Source organism: Clostridium fungisolvens, assembly GCF_014193895.1.
In the GTDB taxonomy this organism is placed as follows: Bacteria; Bacillota; Clostridia; order Clostridiales; family Clostridiaceae; genus Clostridium_AR; species Clostridium_AR fungisolvens.
In genome coordinates this window covers 4,231,086-4,248,976 of the sequence record NZ_BLZR01000001.1, presented here as the reverse complement: position 1 = coordinate 4,248,976, position 17,891 = coordinate 4,231,086, and the positions used below count along the sequence as shown (strand labels likewise).

8 protein-coding genes are annotated in these 17,891 nt (G+C 33.4%); 7 read left to right on the top strand and 1 reads right to left on the bottom strand.

Annotated elements, in window-relative coordinates:
• The first annotated feature begins 69 nt into the window (after positions 1–69).
• From bsdtw1_RS18730 to bsdtw1_RS18715, 4 genes are all read left to right on the top strand, one after another.
• A complete protein-coding gene (locus bsdtw1_RS18730; protein WP_183279048.1) occupies positions 70–7,611 on the top strand; it encodes a glycoside hydrolase family 3 N-terminal domain-containing protein in 7,542 nt (2,513 codons plus the stop codon).
• Between the two features lie 330 nt (positions 7,612–7,941).
• Positions 7,942–8,754, top strand: coding sequence for an AAC(3) family N-acetyltransferase (locus tag bsdtw1_RS18725; RefSeq protein WP_183279047.1), 813 nt, complete (start codon positions 7,942–7,944; stop codon positions 8,752–8,754).
• A gap of 184 nt (positions 8,755–8,938) precedes the next feature.
• Entirely contained in the window at positions 8,939–10,648 is a 1,710-nt protein-coding gene (locus bsdtw1_RS18720) for a methyl-accepting chemotaxis protein (protein ID WP_183279046.1), read from the top strand.
• A 378-nt stretch (positions 10,649–11,026) separates the two neighbouring features.
• Positions 11,027–12,736 carry a methyl-accepting chemotaxis protein gene (locus bsdtw1_RS18715; RefSeq protein ID WP_183279045.1) on the top strand — a complete coding sequence of 570 codons (1,710 nt, stop codon included), beginning with the start codon at positions 11,027–11,029 and terminating at the stop codon, positions 12,734–12,736.
• 76 nt (positions 12,737–12,812) lie between these two features.
• On the opposite strand, the gene bsdtw1_RS18710 is transcribed toward bsdtw1_RS18715, so the two are convergent.
• Entirely contained in the window at positions 12,813–13,574 is a 762-nt protein-coding gene (locus tag bsdtw1_RS18710) for a DeoR/GlpR family DNA-binding transcription regulator (protein ID WP_183279044.1), read from the bottom strand.
• 748 nt (positions 13,575–14,322) lie between these two features.
• Here bsdtw1_RS18710 and bsdtw1_RS18705 point away from each other — a divergent pair.
• The 3 genes from bsdtw1_RS18705 to bsdtw1_RS18695 all read left to right on the top strand — a co-directional run bounded on the left by bsdtw1_RS18705 (position 14,323) and on the right by bsdtw1_RS18695 (position 17,868).
• On the top strand, positions 14,323–16,308 hold the full coding sequence (locus tag bsdtw1_RS18705) for a BglG family transcription antiterminator (protein WP_183279043.1): 1,986 nt from the start codon (positions 14,323–14,325) through the stop codon (positions 16,306–16,308).
• On the top strand, positions 16,295–16,744 hold the full coding sequence (locus tag bsdtw1_RS18700) for a PTS sugar transporter subunit IIA (protein ID WP_183279042.1): 450 nt from the start codon (positions 16,295–16,297) through the stop codon (positions 16,742–16,744). Before bsdtw1_RS18705 ends, bsdtw1_RS18700 begins: the two co-directional genes overlap by 14 nt.
• 74 nt (positions 16,745–16,818) lie before the next feature.
• On the top strand, positions 16,819–17,868 hold the full coding sequence (locus bsdtw1_RS18695) for a PTS fructose transporter subunit IIC (protein WP_183279041.1): 1,050 nt from the start codon (positions 16,819–16,821) through the stop codon (positions 17,866–17,868).
• Positions 17,869–17,891: the final 23 nt, after the last annotated feature.

The window sequence follows — 17,891 nt, the reverse complement described above, 5'->3', positions numbered from 1 at the left end:
TAGCATCAGTACAAAGGTTAAAGGTAAGATTAGAGAGAAGATTAAACATTTAAGGGGGGAATAGTAAATATGTTAAAAAAGTGGTTATCCAGATTTTTAACAGCAACCTTCGTGACAACTATGGTTCTAGGAAATGGAGTATCTTCCATTGTTAAAGCAGAGGACGCTCCTAAATATCTAGATTCTAGACTTTCTGTGGATGAAAGAGTAAATGACCTTATATCTAGAATGACACTTGATGAAAAGATAGGGCAAATGGTACAGGCTGAAAGAAAGACAGCTACTACAGAAGATGTAAAAAATTATTTTCTTGGCTCAATTTTAAGTGGAGGTGGATCACTTCCTACTCCAAATACTGCTGAGAGCTGGGCTAATATGGTGGATGGTTTCCAAAAGGCAGCATCAGAAACTAGACTTGGAATTCCAATATTATATGGAGTAGATGCTGTTCATGGACATAATAATGTTTTTGGAACAACAATTTTTCCGCATAACATAGGCCTAGGGGCATCAGGAGATGCTGATATAGTAAAGAAGATTGGTCAAGCAACTGCTGAAGAAATGAGAGCAACCGGTGTAACTTGGACTTTTGCGCCAACACTTGGAATACCTCATAACGAAAGATGGGGAAGAACCTATGAAACCTTTGGAGAAAGTTCAGCGCTTACTGCGAAGCTTGGCGAGGCTTATGTAAAAGGTTTACAAGGGGAAGATCCAAGTAGAACGCTTAAAAAGAATAATACTGTAATTGCTACAGCAAAGCATTATATTGGTGAAGGATTAACTACTGATGGTGTAAATCAGGGGAATGCTGTAATTAGCAATCTTAGTGAAACTCTAAAAAATGAATTACTTCCACCATATATAGCAGCAATAAATGCTGGTGCTAGATCAGTTATGGTTTCTTACAATAGCATAAACGGTGAAAAGTGTCATGGTAATGTTGACCTTCTAAGCAATGTTCTTAAAGGCCAATTAGGATTTAAAGGAATAGTAGTATCTGATTATGAAGGAATAGCTCAACTTTCAGGTACTGAAAGAGATAAGATAAAACAAGCTGTAAATGCAGGAATTGATATGGCTATGGTTCCAAATTCATGGAGAAGCTTCATTACAAATCTAAAGGATTTAGTTGAAAAAAATGAAGTTTCACAGGACAGAATTAATGATGCAGTTACAAGAATATTAAAGGTTAAATTCGAGCAAGGCTTGTTCGAAGATGCATATGCACAAAGAGATTTGCTAAGCACTGTAGGGTCTCAAGCTCATAGAGATATAGCAAGACAAGCAGTGAGAGAGTCTTTAGTTTTATTAAAGAATGATAATGATATAGTTGGTAAATTAAAAGACAAGAAAAATATACTTGTAGCAGGAAAAAGTGCTGATGATATAGGAATTCAATGTGGTGGATGGACTATAACTTGGCAGGGAGCTGCTGGAAATACAACTACTGGAACTACAATACTGCAAGGAATTAAGAATACAGTAGGTAATGATGTTAAGGTAACTTATAATATGCGTGGTAGAGCATCAGCAGATAATGATGTGGCAGTGGTTGTTATAGGTGAAAAGCCTTATGCAGAAACTGATGGAGACAGATCTCCAGATGCTTTAAAGCTAGATTCAGATGATTTAACAACTCTTAAAAATATAAAAGACACAAATCCAAATCTTCCAGTTGTAGTGGTTTTAGTTTCTGGAAGACCTTTAACTATAGCAGATCAAATAGATGATATGGATGGATTAGTAGAAGCATGGCTTCCAGGAAGTGAAGGACAAGGAGTTGCTGATGTTTTATTTGGTAACTATGACTTTACAGGTAAACTAAATATAACTTGGCCATGGTATGCTTCTGACATTACAAGTAAAAATGAAGATGGAAAAGCTTTATTTAAGTTTGGATATGGACTTAAAAAAGGACAAACAGCAGTATTACCACAAAAACCAACACAACCAGATAACTCAATAGCTATACCTGGAAAAGTTGAAGCTGAAGCTTATACAAGCATGTATGGAATTCAGAGTGAAAACACTAGTGACCAGGGTGGTGGAAAAAACCTTGGTTATATAGATGGTGGAGACTGGATGAATTATGACGTAAATGTAGCTCAGGATGGTAAGTATAAAGTTGAATTTAGAGTAGCAAGTCCAGGTGGATCAACAGATGGTGCTCAATTATTCTTAGGTACTAAGAATCTTACAAAAGCAACTGTGCCAGATACAGGTGGATGGCAAAATTGGAAGACCGTTGAAGGTGTTGCAAACTTGAAGGCTGGAAAGCAGACCTTAACCTTTAAGGCTGGTAACGGCAATTTTAATATCAATTGGATGAACTTCACTAGAATTGGTGATTATGAGGATACTGGAAATGATAATGGAGGTGGACAAAATCCAGGAACTACTCCTTCAGGCCCAGTTATAAAAGCAGGAGCAGTTGAGGTATATATGAGTTCTTCAGAGCAATCTGGAAGCATGAGCTGGTATGATGCTCCAAAGGATTTATCAAATACTTTAACTAAGAAGGATAATCTTGATATAACTTCACAAGATGATTCAAAAATTACTGATATAAAGATTGATGATTCAAAGAAGTATCAAAGCTTCCTAGGTATGGGAACTTCTTTTGAAGAATCAACAATTAATAATATATCCAAGATGTCACCAGAGAAAAGAACTGAGTTCTTAAAGAAGTTAGTTGATCCTGTAGATGGAGCTGGTATGAGCTTAATGAGACTTACTATAGGTACAGCAGACTTCACAGGAAGAGAATTCTACACTTATTACGACAATGTTCCAGGAGCTTCAGGACCAGATTGGTACAACACTACTGGCAAGGGCTTCTCTATACAAAAAGATATAGATTACAATATAGTAGCAACAATAAAAGAAGCATTAAAGATTAATCCAAATCTTAAGTTATTCTCATCTCCTTGGACACCTCCAGGTTGGATGAAAGATCAAACAAGCAGTAGTGAAAGTTATGAGAATAATGGAAAGTTAATAAAGGGTGGTAAATTAAGTGATGCTCACATTGCTGATGCTGCTATGTATTATACTAGATATTTAGAAGAGTACGCAAAGCTTGGAATTCCAATATATGCAATGACTCTTCAAAATGAACCAGGACTTCAAATAGATTATCCAAGCTGCTCTATGACACCAGAGCAAGAGCAAAAGTTAGCTATAGCTATTAAAGCTGATATAGCTAAGAGTGATGTATTAAAGGGCAAGGATATTAAGATTTGGGCTTTTGATCATAATTTTGATAGCGGAGTAAGCTTTGCATCTCAAGCAATGAATAATGATGCTGGAAAAGCTGCAATAGATGGTATAGCCTTCCACGACTACGGCGGAGAGCCAACAGCTATGACACAAGTTCATGATATGTTCCCAGGTCATTCTGTAAATCTAACTGAAAGATCAGTTTGGGGAACTTCAGGAGCTGACAGAATAATTCAATACTATAGAAACTATGCTGAAAGTTATAATTCATGGGTAACAATGCTAGATAGCAATATTTCTCCAGAACAATGGACTGGAACACCAGACCCTACAATGTTTGTATTAGATGCTAATGATCATAATAATTACTGGGCGACTCCTGAGTATTATATAACAGGTCAGTTCTCAAAATTTATAAAACCTGGAGCTGTAAGAATAGATAGTAATTATGGCTCAAAGGATACAGTAACAAATGTTGTATTTAAGAATCCAGATGGATCATTAGTTGCAGTTGTAGTTAACCAAACAGAAAATGCACAATCTTTCAAGTTAACAAGCAGCGGAGCACAAATCACTGCAACAATACCTGCAAAGAATGTAGCTACTTACAAGTGGAACCCAATAGCTGCAGAAAAGATAAACAAATTACCAGGAACCTTTAGTTCAGCTAACTTTACTGATGCTAGCTCAAATATAAAGGTTGAAGGAGATCATGTAGGATATATACATGATGGAAATTACCTAGACTATTATGTAAATGTAGATGAAGCTGGTTTATATAACATGACTTTTGAAACAGCTACACCATGGGGCAACTATGACGATGGTGCTAAGAAAAATAGACAGATACATGTTATGCTTGGTGATAAGGAATTAACCAATGTTTTTGTTCAGCAATCAGCTTGGGATAACAGTACTTGGAGTAATTACTTTACAGTTAAAAATACAATCAATTTTACAAGCAAAGGTCTGCAGAAGATTAGATTTAATATAGATGCAGGTGAATTTAATATAAAAAATATTAAGGTTGAGAAGGCAGTTTCAATATATAACCTTCCAGGAAGAATAGAAGGGAAGAACTACATTAATTCAAAAGGTGTAGTGATACAAGATGATAAGCTTGGATTTGTAGATAAAGATGACTTTATGGAATACAAAGTTAATGTAGCTGAAGATGGAGAATACACTCTTAATTTAAATATCGCTTCAGCAAATAGTGCACCAACATTTGATTTATATTCAGATAGTGACTTGGTGAAAACAGTAAATCTTCAAGGGACTGATGATTGGTCAAAGTGGCAGGTTCAAAGTACTAGGATAAACCTTACAAAGGGTGAGCATACGCTTAAATTCTTAGTTAAGAGTGGATTTAATTTAGATTGGTTCACAGTGGGCTCTGCAATTGGAGTTACTAATAATGTTATAAATGAAGGACAAGAAGAAGGCAGTGTAATCAACGTAAACCTTTATGATGGAAAGTTTGCTGATACACTTACAAAAGCCAACTGGAAGTTAGAAAATTTGCCAGCAGGTATAGATTACGAGGTTACAAGAGTTAATGACACAGCTGCTAAGATTACACTTCATGGAAGCTCTAGCTTAGACTTTGACTATGATAAGACTATAAATGTATTAATGGCTGCAAAAGAAGTTGCAGGACTGTCAGACAAAACCTATAATATCGGAAGCAGTTTTATAATAACTGCTAATCCAGATGTTGAGAAGATAGCAGCTACAGATGCTATACCAATGAATACGAGTTCTGTAGATGTTACTCTAACTGGAGGAACATTTAATAAAGATAAATTAGGCGATATTACCTTATCAGGTGATGCTGCTGAAGGAAAATATGTTCAATTAGTATCCGCAACTTATTTAGATGCAACTCACGTAAGATTAAATCTAAAATGGGGAGCACTATATTATGAGGATCTTCCACTAGTAGTAAATATTCCTGCAAGTGCCTACAGTGATTCAACAAATGATAACACTTTAACTACTACAATTAAATGTCAGAAGAGTGACCAAAAGCCTACACCATATAAGGTAAGTGATAAAGAAATTACTTTAACTGAAGATATGGCATATAGAGCTAAGGGATCACTTAAGAGTGATGTTCAAACAGGAAATAGAATAGATTATTATTTAGATGTTCCTGAAGCAGGGGACTATACTATAACTTATACTGCTTACAATAATTCAGCAATTACCAATGCAATAAAATTAAGTGTTGGACAGGATACAAATGTAGCTGGAAATATTGCAACTTTAAGTTTTGCTAAGTTCTGGGGTGGTACACTTTCAGTGAAGGATACAGTAAGACTTGAGGCTGGTACCCAAACTTTAAGAATAGAAGTTGTAAACGGAGGTTTTACTCTTAATTCAATAAAGATAGTAAAGAAGCAGGCTCCTCAAGAAATCAAAGCAGATAATTCAGGTGATACAACTGTAATTAATGCAGATAGCTTATTTGGAGGCTCAAGAGATAAGGGTTATGCTATTGAAACTAAGGATGGAGTAAAGAATATAGGGGATACAGTAGTTGGTTCATATATGGATTACTCTGTTAATGTTAAGAAAGCAGGTATATACAAAGTAACTTATAACTATGCAGATTCAGTAAGCTCAGTGCCTGTGGCAATTCTAGAAGATAGCCAAGGTAAAGAACTAGGAAAAACCAAGATGCCAAGTACAGGAGATTGGAATAAATGGGCTAATTCTGATTCAACACCTGTTTATCTTCAAGCAGGAGTACAAAACTTAAGGGTTTATGTTGACGTAGATGGATTTAATATAAGATCATTAACTTTAAAATACACTAATGACAGTACTGCTCCTACTATATATGGAAATGATGCTGTAATTCAACAAGGTGAAAAACCAGACTTAATAAAAGCCTTAGGACTAAGTGTAGTAGATGATATGGATGGAGATATCACTAGTAAGGTAACTTTAGATGATAGCAAGCTAGATATAAATAAAGCAGGAACTTACGAAGTAGTTGCGTCTGTATCTGATATTTCAGGGAATAAAGCTGAAAAGAGCTTTAAAGTAACTGTTAAAGAAGATGCTATAGCACCAGTTATAGAAGGTCACAATGCAGTAATTCCTGTAGGAGCTACTTTTGATCCTGTAAAAGATTTAGCATTAAAGATAACTGATAATAAAGATGGAGATGTTACAGCTAAAGCAGTAATAACACATGTTGTAGATACATCAAAGGATGGAGTATTTAGAGTGAAAGTTGCTATTACAGATGCAGCTGGAAATAGCTCAGTAAGTTTCTTTATAGTAAGAGTCTTAAGCATGGGAGCAATTGATACAAACGACTTAACTATAAATGTAGGGGATAAATTTAATCCTCTAGATGGTGTAAAAGCAATAGATATAAATGGTGATGATTTAACTTCTAAGCTTGAAGTGGTTTCAAATAATGTTGATACAACTAAGGCTGGAACTTACAAGGTTGTATATAAAGTAGTTGATAGAGAAGGTAATGTAATAAATAAAGAAAGAATTATTACAGTAAAGGAAGTTCCACAACAGCCAGGAGATAACGGAAATAACCCAGGAAATGGTGGTAACAATCCAGGGGACAATGGCAATAATCCAGGTAATGGCGGCAACAATAATCCAGGAGATAATGGCAACTCAGGTAATGGAGGTAATAATCCTGGAAACGGAAATTCAAATGGTGGCCAAAATAACCAAACTGGAACTGTTATAACAGATGAAAATGGTAAAAAGATAATTCAAGTATCAAAGATATCTAATGGTAATAATGTAATTGAAATAAAAGATGTTTCAAAAGGATTTACATTAGAAGTAACTGATACAGCAGCTATTAAGAATGGTAATGGAAGTATAGAAGTAAAAGGTGCAAATATTGATGCTGTAGTTCCATTCTCAGTAATAAGCAAGAGCCTATTAAAAGATGGCTCAAGAGTAGTTGTAAACTTAACTATTGAAGAGGGCAATGATATAACTAAGAATATTAAAGGTATCAAGAAAGTATACAATTTTGGATTATCAGTGGTAACAGGTGATTCTAAAGTTGACATACACAACTTTGCTGATGGCAAGGCTCAAATATCTTTAATATTAACAGATGAAGAGCTTAAGGGATTAGATAAAAATAATATTGCAGTATTCTACTATAATGAAAGTACAAAGAAATTTGAAATCATGGACACAAAAGTAGAGGGCAATAAGGTAACCTTCACAACACCTCACTTCTCTAAATTCATTGTTGCTGAAAAAGCTGCTACTGGAGAGCAAGTATTGCCTAAGACTGGTTCTACTGTTGATAGTAATATATTATTAATTTTAGGGTTGATGATGTTAACTATAGGTGCAGGGGTTTTAGTCAGAAAAAGAAGTGTTAAATAAGAATTAAATAACCAAAGGTCATAGCTACAAGCTGTGGCCTTTTTTGCTGTACTAAAATGAAAGTCGAATAGAGAGCTTTTGGCAAATAGATAAGTCAACAAAATTATTGTTATGCATGGGTAATTATGGTAATATGGGTTTTAAAATAAGGTTTTAGAAGGTGGTAAATCCCTTGTTGATAAGTTTCAAGTAGAGAAATAGTAGAATAATCTAAGTAAGCTTGAGTATGTACTATGTGTAGTTGTTAATAGCTTATATACACCAGGGAAGATGTGCAAGCGTTAGCACAAGCGATTCTTAAAGTAGTAATGAGATAGAAGGGGAGTAAAAATGGAAGTTGAGAACAGAAAGATTGTTTTAAAAGAGGATTTATTAAAGGGATTTGAAGCATTAGGAGTTAAAAAAGGACAAAATATAATAGTTCATACATCATTAATGAGTCTAGGTTTTGTCTGTGGAGGACCCCAAATTGTAATAGAGTCACTATTAGAATCCGTTGGAGAAGAAGGAACTATTATGATGCCAACTCAAACCTGGAAAAACCTCGATCCTAATATGGGAGTGCATTGGGAAGAACCAGTAGAGTGGTACCAAATAATAAGAGATAACTGGCCAGCTTATGATAAGGCGATTACACCTACAAATACAATGGGGGCAGTTTCAGAAATGTTTAGGACTTGGCCAAATGCACAAAGAAGTGACCATCCAGTAAGATCTTTTGCAGCCGTCGGAAAGAATGCGGAATTCTTGACAAGAGATCATGATTTATCCAATATATTTGGCAAAGGATCACCTATAGATAAGCTATATGATTTGGATGGATATGTAATGTTAATAGGTGTTGGATATGATAAGAATACTTCTCTCCATCTAGCAGATGCAATTGCTGAGTATGATAGTAAACATAATGAATATAACAGTAGTGCAATTATGGTTGATGGACAAAGGAAATGGGTGACTTACGAGACACTAGCTGTAGATGGTGAAGATTTTGAAGATATAGGTAGGGATTTTGAAAAGGAATATGAAGTGAAAATGACCCCTATTGGCATTGGAATTGTAAGATTCATTAGACAAAGAGATTTAGTAGATTATGCTGTAAAGTGGATTGAAAAAAATAGAATTGCAAATAAAATGCTATAAATAAAATAATTATTTAGCTCCCACTCCAAAAAAATATATTTTGACTATCAATATAATTAATTAATACACGATAATATAACTAATAATTAATATTACTTAAAAAAGATTGGTAAAAAAATTCCATTAGTTTTAAAGTCGGTTTGAAATTACATTATTTTAAATTTATTTTATTTGGAGGAGTAGTATGGGAAAGAAAGAAAAAAGATTTAAAAATGTTAAGATAGTACATGGAATAGTGGCTCTATGGCTTATTGCAATTGTTTCTTTGATAGTTGTGGGGATAGTTTCACTAACAAATATGTCCCAAATAAATAGTAATCTGGAGGCTATTAACAAGAAAGAGCTAAAGAATATAAAGATATTAGGAGATGTTAATGGATCTTTTAATGGTATGAGAAATGTTCTTACAAAAATAATAGATAGACCTTATGATGAAAATATGGTTACAACGGTTAAGGATACAGATACGAAAATAAGAAACTTAATAGATCAATTGAATACATCTGGTGATACTGCAGATAAGAATAAGATAGTAAGTGATATGAAAGAATATTACGATCAATATATGCAAAAGTTCCCTCCTCTTGCTGAAAGAAGAAAAGCAGGACAAGTCATGGATAAAGCATATATGGATGAATACACTAAAGTTGGAACTGGAGTTAGTGCAAGTATAGAAAAACTCGTAGATAGTGAAAAACAATCTGCTGACCTTATAAGCAAGCAAAGTGAGGAGCAATTTTTATCAACTAAGACTACTTTTATAGCAATTTCTGTAGGGGTAGTAGTTTTGGTTACTTTTATATCTATGTTTATATTATGGTATATAAGAAGATCCATTATGGAGTTTACAAAACAATTAAAGGTTGTAGCTTCTGGAGATTTAACAGTGGATATAGATAGAGATGAAAAGAATGAATTTGGAATAATGAAAAGAGAACTAGCAGTTACTGTAGGAGCTATATCAGGTATCCTAGGTGATGTTAAGTCAAATGCGGGAATGATGAATGAACAAGCACTATCTTTATCAGCAATTTCAGAGGAAATGACTTCATCATCTCAAGAAGTAAGCAATGCTATACAAGAGGTTGCAGTAGGGTCTACATCACAGGCGGAAGAATTAATGACCATTGCAGGCGTTGTTAATGAGTTTGGACAATCTATAGAAAGTATTTCAAAAACAGTAAAGAATGTAAATAGTTCAACTGAAACTATAAGTACAATGGCAAATCTAAGCAATGAGCAGTTACAAAGTCTTATACTATCTGTTAAGACCATAAGCGAATCTTTTGGTAAGGTTGCTGAGAAGATAGATAAACTTGGCGATAATATACAAGAGATAAATGGTATAACTTCTCTTATAAATAGTATTGCTGATCAGACTAATCTGTTAGCGCTAAATGCTGCCATAGAAGCAGCAAGAGCTGGAGAGGCTGGTAAGGGATTTGCAGTAGTAGCTGATGAAATACGAAAATTAGCAGAACAAAGTAAATCATCTTCTACAGAGATAAACAATTTGTTGGAAGTAATATCAAAAGAGACAAATGAGGTAGTAAATACTACTAATGTTGTTAATGATGAGTTTGCAGGACAAATAAATGTTATTGACCAGTCAATAGTTTCCTTTAAAAATATCATAGAGCTAGTTGAAAAAGTAATACCTTTAATGAAGGAAGTAAGTGAATCTATGGGACACATAGATTCTGAAAAGACTGAGATTATAGGAAGAATAGGAAATGCATCAGCAGTGGCAGAAGAAAATTCAGCTTCAGCAGAAGAGATAACTGCATCTTCAGAGCAAATGAGTAGTTCATCTGAAGAAGTTGCTGAGTCAGCGCAGATCCTTTCTGAAATGTCAGGTAGTATGGTAGAAGCAATCAATAAGTTTAAAATATAGGCTTTGTTTAATATAAATTTATTGATTTAATATAGTCAAAATAGAATGTAATTAGCAGTCACTATTATTGTGGTTCTAGATGTTATACATTTAACATCTAGCACTCATATAAGTGACTGCTTTTTCTTACTTTATAGGAAGTTATAAAAATTTATTTCTACCTAAATCGAGTGATTTCTGAAAAAAACCACCTGATTCTAAAATTTATCTACTTTTAATCCTAAAATCGTATATATAAAATTATGTTAAGGTGATTTTTGTAAACGGTTAGCTATGATGTGCTGATATACTTAAAATTCTTGTGGGTTATGTTTAGGAAATTTTAAAATATAAGTTTTGTAGATAAGCAGTATATCAATATAATTGGAGGATAAAGTGATGAAGAAGAAGGAAAATCAATTAAAGAATGCAAGAGCCGTGCAAGGAATACTAGCAATTTGTTCAATGTCTGTGCTTTCTTTAATAATTGTAGGAGTAATTTCATTATCCAACTTATATAAAATAAATAATAATTTAAAATCAATTAATAATAATGAATTGGAAAATATGAGAATATTGGTTGATGTAGATAGTGCTTTCAATGGTATGAAGAATATTATTTCACAAATAATTGCTGAACCTTATGACGAGACTATGGCAATGACAGTCAGTGATACCAATAGTAAAATAATATCTTTGCTAAGTAAGCTTCAGACTTCAAAAAATACAGCAGAACAAGATAAGCTTATATCAGAACTTAAGCAATCATATGAAAAGTATATGGATAAGTTTTCTCCACTTAGACAGCAAAGAAGAATTGGGCAAGTAATGTCAAAAGAATATATGAATGATTATACTAATGCCGGGCTTTTAGTAGGAGAAAATATAGACAAGCTCGTTGCAAGTGAAAAAAGGTCATCTGATGCCACTAGTAAGCAAAGCCAGCAGCAATTTACTAGTACAAGAAATACTTTTATAGCAATTTCTATAGCTGTAGCTATTGTGATAGTTATCATATCTATGGTTACATTAACTTACATAAAAAAATCAATAAAAATATTTACTTCTCAATTAAAAGTCTTGGCCTCAGGAGATTTGACTATAGATATAGATAGAGATGAAAGCAGTGAATTTGGTATTATGAAAAGGGAACTAGCTGTTACAGTAGATTCTATTTCTTCAATATTAAGTGATGTAAAAGAAAATGCAAGTAAGATAAACAATCACGCAGTATCCCTTTCAGCAGTGGCAGAGGAAATGAGCTCATCTTCTCAAGGTGTTAGTGGATCAATACAAGAAGTCGCATTAGGATCAACATCTCAGGCAGATGAACTACTTAGCATAGCTAAAATAGTTAATGAGTTCGGAGAACAAATTGATAGCATGGCTTCCATTATTAAAGATGTTAATGATATTACTGAAGTCGTAGGGTCTATGGCTAATGTGAGTAATGAACAATTGCAAAATCTTATATTCTCAGTTAAGACTATAAACAATTCTTTTAATGGTGTTACCAAAAAAATAGATCATCTAGGGACTAATATAAAGGAAATAAATGCAATAACATCTCTTATAAATAGTGTTGCTGACCAAACAAATCTATTGGCACTAAATGCAGCCATTGAGGCTGCTAGAGCAGGGGAGGCTGGGAAAGGATTTTCTGTAGTGGCTAATGAGATAAGAAATCTAGCAGAGCAAAGTAAAGCTGCATCTTCAGAGATAAACAATTTATTAAGAGTTATTTCTAAAGAGACCAATGAAGTAGTAACAACAACAAATGATGTGAATAGTGAATTTACAGATCAAATAGATATAATAAATCAATCCATAACTTCTTTTAAAGATATAATACAAATGGTTGAAAAAGTGATACCATTGATGAAAAATGTAAGAGAATCTATGGGGACTGTTAGTACTGAGAAAAGTGACATTATATCAAAGATAAGTAGCACCTCAGCAGTTGCTGAGCAAAATTCAGCTTCGTCAGAGGAGATTATAGCTTCTTCTGAGCAGATGAATAGTTCATCTGAAGAAGTGGCGAGATCAGCTCAAATACTTTCTTCAATGTCAACAAGTATGGTTGAAGCTATAAATCAGTTTAAAATATAGGCGAATAAGACTCCTTATACCCTTGCTTAAAAGATATAAGGAGTCTTTAATTTCAACACGTTTCCTACAACTCTCTTTAAAATACTTCTATATTAAAATCAGATAATATACTTTCAACCTCTTCTTTTGGCGCCTTCTCTGTTATTATGCAATCTATATCACTTAGACAGGCAAACTTATAATTTCCATCCATGTGAAATTTAGAATCTTCCATAACAACATAACTTTTTTTGCTAGATTCAAGAATTGCTCTCTTGGTTATACCATCATCAATATCAAATGTTGTAATACTTTCGTCAAATACATCAATTCCACAACTTCCAATAAAGGATTTATCAAATTTATATTTTGATATAATTTCAATAGTAGGAGCTCCAGTAAATCCATCTAGATTTCTATTTAGAATTCCACCAGTACAAATAACTCTAATATTATTAGGTTTCGAAAGTACATTCACTATATCAAGCATATTTGTTACTATGGTTATCTGTTTGTTGCTGGAAGCAAGCAATTTAGCAAGTATTATATTAGTTGTAGAGATATCTAAGAAAATAGTCTCTCTATGATTTATAAGGTTAAACGCTTTTTGTGCTATTATGGTTTTAGTGGTTATATCTGCGTCTTTTCTTATAAGAACATCTATATCTTCTGCTGACTCTCTTACTTGTACAGCGCCTCCGTAAGTTCGTTTTAATAAACTTTGATTTTCTAATGTTTTTAGATCTTTTCGTATACAATCTTCAGTAACATTGAATTTTATGCTTAGATCCTTAACTTTCAATTTACCTTCACTATTTAATATTTTAATAATTTCATCTAATCTTTCTTCTGCAAACAAAGTCCTACACCTCTCTTATTTAACTACATATAAAGTAGCGGCTAGATCAAATATTATATTATTACAAAACAAAAATAAAAATTAGTATATATGATTATTTTACACTAATTTAGAAAAAAGTTATACTTACAGTAATAAACAATTGGCATTGGAACAAGATTAAATAATAAAGAGTAATAATCAAATAATGAATAATGCAAATTATCCATACATAATTACGTTAATTAAGCTGCAGAACATATAAATAAGAATAAATTCTGCTTATATGGTAAGAATACTAATGTTTGCAACACATAAGTCCATAGGTTAAAAAAGGTACCTGAATCAGAGTGGCTGGGAGCTCGATTTGGGTATCTTTTTTACTGTATAGAAAATTATAAAATTGTTAAGGTAGCTAAACCTAAATATTACAATGCTTGTATAAGTTTTTTATGGCTAGACAGTAAAAAATAAAACTTATTCGCCTGCCAAATTTTCCTCATATGCATTCGAAAATGCAGATGCGTTAAAAAACTCACTTAAGAATGTCGCTTCAGCTACTTTTTTATCAATACTAATAAGGTTTGGTAAAGCAAATGTACAAATGAAAATATAAATATTTGATAATAAAATGTTGCCACATCGATGAGGTAATAAATGGAGCAGTTGAAACGTTGAATTTAGACTGTGGAAAAATTATAATAAGATTGTAGGTGGTAATAAATGTAAAATGGTACGCCGCATTACTTGTGGCAAAAGGTGAATAAATATGGACAGGGTTTATAAAATAGTGGATTTGTTATTAAAAAGTAATTGCCCCGTATCTGTAGATTTTATTGCACAGAATCTTAATGTATCAAATAAGACCATTAGAAATGACTTTCCTAAAATCCAACAGATTGTTGACGAAGCCAATTTGAAGCTTACTAAAAAACCAGGGGTAGGGATTATTATCGAGGGATTAGAAGAAAGAAAACTGAGACTTGAAGAAACTTTAAAAGAAGATAATAGCTATATAGAACCATTTTCTCCAGAGGATAGATTGAACTATATTTTAAAACAATTATTTATAAGTAAAGAACCTATTGCAGTGAAAGAATTATCTCAAAGTTTATACGTAAGTCGAGTTACTGTTCAGAAAGATTTAGAGAAAGTTGAGGAATGGCTTTCTAAGTTCAATCTAACTTTAAAAAAGAAACCAAGTTATGGTGTCGAGATTATTGGCAATGAAGAGGGGTGGAGAAAAGCTATTGCAAACCTATTAGCATTGACAAGCAATAAAGGTTACGAAGAACTTAAAGAACTTCTTTATGATGAATGCGAGAGGAAGATCGATTATAAGTCTATTTCAAAATTAAAAGAGTTAGTAAATATTGATTATAGGCTTTTAGAAAATATAATCACGAAGGCAGAAAAAAAATTAGAGTTTAAATTTTCGGATGAAGCTTTTGTCAGCTTAATTATGCATATAGCAATATCAATCAAAAGACTAAAAGAAGGAAAAGATGTAAAGCTCTCTGAGGAAATGCTAAATAGTTTGAAGGAAAATGAGGAGTATGAGGAAGCAAGGCAGATAGCAGAAGAAATTGAAGAGTCATTTAAGATAAAACTGCCTGAATCTGAAATAGGATATATACTTCTTCATATTTTAGGTACAAAACTTCTTGAAGGGAAAAGCGAAAATCTAACGATTGCCTTGGAAGGTCAGGGTGATAGCGAACTAGCAGTAATAATGGCTAGGGAGATAATTAGTATTGCAGAGAGAGCCCTTCATATGAATTTAAGTAACGATAAACAACTGTTAAATGGGCTGATTTTACATCTGCGCCCCACAATAAATAGATTAAAATATGATCTTGCCTTAAGAAATCCAATGCTTAAAGAGATAAAGGAAAATTACATTGAAATATATGGAGTTGCTTGGATGACAAGCACTGTATTTGAAAAATATCTGAGTGTAAAAATGCCAGATGAAGAAATAGGATATATATGTCTTCATCTAGCAGCATCAGTTGAACGTAACAAAAATCCACTAAAAGCATTAATAGTTTGTGCTAGTGGTATAGGGACCTCTCAATTTATTGCAGCTAGGCTTGAGAAGAGCTTCAGACAAATAGAGATTATCGATGTAATATCTATCATCGAGTTAAAGCAGAGAAGCTTGAAAGACATAGATATAGTTATATCTACAGTTCCAGTAGAAGTAAATAGACCTAAACTAATGATTAGCCCATTACTTAATCAAAACGATATTAGAAGATTAGGAATTTTTATTGATAATGTTTATAGTAATAAAAGCAAAAATGATGAAACATATCCAATTATAGATAAAAGCCTAATAAAGGTACGAGGTTCTGTAGAAAGCAAAGAATTATTGATAAAAGAAATATGTACTGATTTAGTTAACAGCAAATATGTAGACAATGAATACGTTTACAGTGTGTTAGAACGAGAAAAGATATATAGCACAGCAATAGGAGGTGGGGTTGCAATACCTCATGGTGAAGTAGCTCTGGTTAAACGCTCATGCTTTGCTATCAGTATATTGGATCATCCTATATGTTGGGGAAATGAAAATGTAGAAATGATTTTTCTACTATGCATAAGTGAAGCGGACAGAGAAAAATCAAGGAAATGGATGAGAAACCTATACAATTTTATTGATGATAGTAGCAATGTAAAATTCTTAAAAAGCATAAAAAGTTCAGAAGAAATTTCTAGAGTTGTGGAGGAATTTATATATGCTGATAAATAGAAATCTTATAGTGCTTGATTTGGATGCAAAGTGTAAAACAGAGGTTATTAAAAAGATGATTAATCTAGCCTATAAGGAAGCCAGGATAATTTCAAAAGAAGATTTTTTAAAATGTGTACTGGAACGAGAAGAGGAAATTTCAACAGGTGTTGGTAATGGTATTGCTATACCCCATGGAAAATCAGAAACTGTGAAAGAGGCTTTGATAGTATTCGCAAAATTAAAAAACGGCATTGATTGGGAGTCTATGGACAGTGAAAGAGTTGACTTAATATTCTTGCTAGGAGTGCCGGAGAGAAACAAAGAGAATCTACATCTTAAGATACTTGCTCAATTGTCAAGAAAACTTATGGACGAAGATTTTGTAAGATTATTGCGAAATGCAACTACTGAAGAAGAGGTCTATTATATTTTACGCAGTATCGAAGCGTCATAAATTTGATGGACATGGTTCTTGTAAATGTAGAAAAGTCAAAGGTTTTCAAAAAATTGAAAATGGAGGTATATTAAATGAAAGAAGAACTAAAAAGGCTTAGAGAATATCTTATGACAGGTGTTTCTTACATGATACCTATAGTTGTTATAGGTGGTGTCCTTATTGCTTTTTCTATTATGCTAAGCGGTGTCAAAGCCGGTCAAGGCGCTGTAGTTGATAATGATTTCTTGAAAAAGTTAATGCAAATCGGAAGTGATGCATTCTCCCTAATGGTTCCAGTACTGGCAGGGTTTATCGCTTATGGTATAGCTGATAGGCCAGGTATCGCACCAGGTCTTGTAGCCGGAGTTCTTGCCAATGATGTAAAGGCAGGATTCCTAGGCGGTATAATAGGTGGTTTACTTGCAGGTTACATTGCAAGATGGATAAAGAGCTGGAAGATTCCTAAGAGTTTAAGGCCTATAATGCCGATATTCATTATACCACTGTTAACTAGTATCACAGTTGGACTACTTATGCTTTATGTCCTTGGAGGACCTATAAGTGCACTAATGACTTCAATGACTGGCGGTCTAAAGTCAATGAGTTCTGGAAGTGCTGTTTTACTAGCACTTATTATGGGAGCAATGATTGCATTTGATATGGGAGGACCGGTAAATAAGGTTGCCTTTATGTTTGGTTCAGCAATGATTCAAGAGAATATATTTACAGTAATGGGACCTGTTGCTGTAGCAATATGTGTACCACCATTAGCTATGGGTATCGCATCATTGGTTGCTCCTAAAAAGTATTCGAAAACAGAACAAGAGGCTGGTAAAGGTGCTATCGCTATGGGTCTAATTGGAATCACTGAAGGAGCTATACCTTTTGCCGCTGGTGATCCGCTAAGGGTTATACCTTCAATTATGGTTGGATCTTCAATAGGTGCAGGTTTAGCAGCACTTCTTAAAGTAGGAGATCATGCTCCACATGGAGGCCCTATAGTACTTCCTGTTGTTGATAATCCTTTGGGCTTTATAATTTCTGTTTTAGTTGGAATAGCTGTAACTGTTTTAATGATAAATATTTTAAAGAAGCCAGTACCTGCTACTGAAGAATTAGAAGAAGATAGTGAAGGAATGTAAATACATTATTATATAAGCAAGCA